This window comes from Endozoicomonas sp. ALC013, assembly GCF_049310205.1.
Lineage (GTDB): Bacteria > Pseudomonadota > Gammaproteobacteria > Pseudomonadales > Endozoicomonadaceae > Endozoicomonas.
Map to the genome: position 1 here is coordinate 1 of NZ_JBLYNS010000270.1, position 3,537 is coordinate 3,537.

Consider the following 3,537-nt stretch of genomic DNA (forward strand, 5'->3'; position numbering starts at 1 on the left):
AAAAGCTGCAATATCTCCCGCTCAACCGTTAAAGATTATCTGGCCCGGCTTTCGGTTTCTGAACTGACCTGGCCACTGCCTGACTCCATTGATGAGCATACGTTGGAGCAGCAATTGTTCCCCGTCAAACCATCATCAGGCAGGAACAAGCAGGCTCAGCCTGACTGAAGCCAAATTCATCAGGAACTGCGGCATCCCGGTATGACCCTGATCGACTTTGGCAGGAGTACAAAGCCTGTCATCCGGATGGTTATCAGTACAGCTGGTTCAGTGACCAATATCGCTCATGGAAGAACCAGGTGGATGTGGTCATGCGGCAAAACCATATAGCCGGAGATAAACTCTTTATTGACTATGCAGGTCAAACGATGCCTGTCGTTGACCAGTACACTGGTGAAGTACGACAAACACAAATTTTTGTCGCTACACTGGGAGCTTCCAACTATACCTATGCTGAAGCCACCTGGAGCCAATCGATTCCGGACTGGGTCGGCTCTCATGTACGTGCCTTTGACTATTTTGGAGGCACTCCCTGCACACTGGTCCCTGATAATTTGAAATCAGGCGTAAAACAGCCCCATCGGTATGAACCGGTGATCAACCCCACCTATCAGGATCTGGCTGAGCATTATCAGGTAGCCGTTGTTCCCGCCCGGGTCAGGAAACCTCAGGATAAGGCCAAGGTTGAATCTGCCGTACAGGTGGTCGAACGCTGGATACTGGCCAGCCTGCGTAACCAGACATTCTTTACCCTGCCTGCACTGAACAAAGCGATTCGAAGCCTGCTGGATGAGCTGAATAACAAACCGTTCCAGAAATTACAAGGTAGTCGTCGTTCACTGTTTGATGAGCTGGACAAACCGGCACTCAAGCCTTTACCTGCAGAGCGTTATCAATACGCTGAGTGGAAAGAGGCCCGGGTACCAATGGCACTGACTTAAGCTCACTTCCCTTGGTATTTCTTGAGTCTGCGTGCCTGCGACCTTTAATGCTGGAGCCTTTTATGGGGTTTTGGCCGCTTCTTAACGGCCCTTGGCTCCGACCGACCGGGCCGATTTCCAACAATATGCTGTCCTATGTTCGGGAAACCAAGCCCTTTTTTTGTGTGCCAGGCTGAGGATATTCTTTCTGATTTTTCTCGGTGTCAGGCATCAACAATGTTGAACCATCAGTAAGCAGTACACGACGTTGATGCCATAGCCATGATTCTGGTGAGGCGTGATCAAGACTATTGCCAGATATGCGCAACAAACCTCCTAGGGATGCTTCACTCAACCGTTGCCTCGCTTTGCAATATGCGCTGGTGTCAGTGTTGGGCACTTTCTTCTTGTTGCCCCTGACGACCTGCTCTCTCGCTTCATCAATGAGGGTGTGGCGACATGATTTGGTGTCACTGGCCACCTGCCGCATGAACAAGGTTAATGTTTTGATGGGTGGAAAATCGCTTTCCCTGCAGCCGGGGTAACAATTCTGAAAAGAGTTAAGGCCATCAGAGGTAAGGATTGATGAAAATTCATCACTTTCAGTCTGTGCAAATTGGTGAAGGCATTCATCTGCAAGGGACAGAAACTCTTGGCTACACTTGTTCATGGCTTGCTCGGAAGGGAAATATTTAGGCTTGTGACTTTTTATAGTCGCTTCTTTCCGAGTAAGCCTTGAATTATCAAGGGCTGAGGCCTTAAGTCAATGCCATTGGAGTCTGCCCCCTGTTTAAACGCTTACAACAGGATAAGATTGCGGCCGGGCGCAATCTATCCTTATTCGTTTATGCGCCTTTTATTAGGTATCAAATCCGTGAAGAGAGGATTAAATGATTTCTTTTGGAGATGTTTCTCTAAAGGAATAGACAATTGTATATCTTTCACCATCATGAACAGTGCTAACAGCATGATGTGAATTTTTCGAAATCTCAAAGCCCTGAACCGAGGCGGATATTGGTTCTATTATATCAGACCATTTATCATTTTCTGGGTCTTCAAAAAATATCAAAAGACCACCACTGTGTTTAGTGTAGTTTCTGTTTAATTGAAAAAGAATTCTATGAGTTTCTCTTCCTTCTTTGTCAATAAAATCATTATGGACGCGGATTGTTTGCCCGGCTACTAGCTTGTGAGCGATAACATCGACTTTATCTGAAAGCTTCACTTTAAATATGCTTTCGATAGTATTGGTCAGTTGGGCAAGTGTTTCATCACTTGAAAGATGGGATATTTTTTCAGGTAAGTCTGTATGTAAAAGGCTAAATTCATACTGTTCATAAAAATCTGTCTCTACAAGCTCCCATGGTGCACTATCTTCAAACCATTCTATCCATGATAAAATATTTTCTTTACGAGAACTTGAAGTTCCAAAAAAATACTTAAATGGTTTTGTTTTTAGCTCATAGCTGTCAATTTGTGGAAACATACCATTACTCTACATTTTCTATATTCAAGCTTTCTAAACGCGAGCTAATATTTTCAATGAAAAATCGATGATCTTTGCAAAATACTGATGGGTTATTATAACCATTTGCTGCGCTCCATCTATACAGGGGCATCCCTCCTCCACATACTTTCAAGACAGGGCATTCAGCACATTCTTTAGCTGTAGGTTGTTGTAGCTTTGAAGCCTCAATGAATTCGGGAGAATCTAGTATCACCGACAATGGGGTGTTAGAAATATTTTTTCTGGTAGAAAAGAAGTCTGCACCATCAAATGATAATCGTAAAGTATCATTTTTTCTTATCTCACCATCAGTTTCGACAATAAGGATTCCAAAGGATTCCTCACCTCGACCTTCTTTTGAAGACTCTCCACCAAGTGACAACTTTATAATGTCATCAATGCTAGGAATTTTAGGTGGTTCTGGGTCTGATAAGTACGTTCCCAAAAGCTCCGTCATCCATGTTCCGTATTCTAGGGAGTCGAAAGAAAGCTTTCCTTTCGGGAGATAATCATGATTACCATCTTGAAATAAGAAGTCCATGCTTGGTGTATTTAGACTTTTAAGGAATTTGTATGTAACAGATGGTGATACTGATGGCTGGATTACTGATAAAGTTCCAGCAAAAAGGAAGCTGCTATCCTTGTGACTACTTAATTTTTTAATTCCTTGGATCGTACTTGCAAATGTACTTTTTCCGTTGTGTCCAACTCTTGCAATATCATTCGCGTATTTGTTACCGTCAATACTAACAGATACACTAACTCTTTTGGAGGAGAATAAATCAAGCAGCTTATTGGTAAGAAGGCCACCATTGGTTTGTAAGCTTATAGGGTAAAGATGTTCATCTAATTTTTCACGCAGCAATGTTAGCAACAATTTCAGACGATCATATCCTAATAATAATGGCTCGCCACCATGCAAGACTATAGCAAAACCTTGCTTTTGTTTTAAAGACTGCTCTATTAAGCGGTTGGAAAGTACCTTTATAGTCTCAACTGACATTCGTTTAGGTTGTTGCTCCCAACTAGTGTCTTTGCCTTGGTAAACATAGCAATAAGAGCAGTCTAAATTACACCGGCTTGCAGCTTTAATTAATACTGTGTCTAAAG

At 42.9% G+C, this 3,537-nt stretch carries 3 protein-coding genes and 1 pseudogene; 1 reads left to right on the forward strand and 3 read right to left on the reverse strand.

All coding sequences use genetic code 11. The features are described from left to right. A pseudogene (gene istA, locus ACO6V1_RS22975) lies at positions 1-923 on the forward strand (IS21 family transposase); the annotation flags it as partial. A gap of 151 nt (positions 924-1,074) precedes the next feature. Here the strand turns inward: istA and ACO6V1_RS22980 are convergent. The 3 genes from ACO6V1_RS22980 to yhhB all read right to left on the reverse strand — a co-directional run. Then, positions 1,075-1,590 (reverse strand): hypothetical protein, encoded by a 516-nt coding sequence (locus tag ACO6V1_RS22980; RefSeq protein ID WP_422447590.1) that lies wholly within the window; start codon positions 1,588-1,590, stop codon positions 1,075-1,077. Positions 1,591-1,806: 216 nt separating this feature from the next. Then, positions 1,807-2,406, reverse strand: a complete 600-nt coding sequence (yhhC, locus tag ACO6V1_RS22985) for a cyclophane-containing peptide 2OG-Fe(II) oxygenase YhhC (protein ID WP_422447592.1) — start codon at positions 2,404-2,406, stop codon at positions 1,807-1,809. A 4-nt stretch (positions 2,407-2,410) separates the two neighbouring features. Continuing rightward, the coding region (gene yhhB / locus ACO6V1_RS22990; RefSeq protein WP_422468806.1) for a cyclophane-forming radical SAM/SPASM peptide maturase YhhB at positions 2,411-3,537 on the reverse strand (1,127 nt) is incomplete at its 5' end.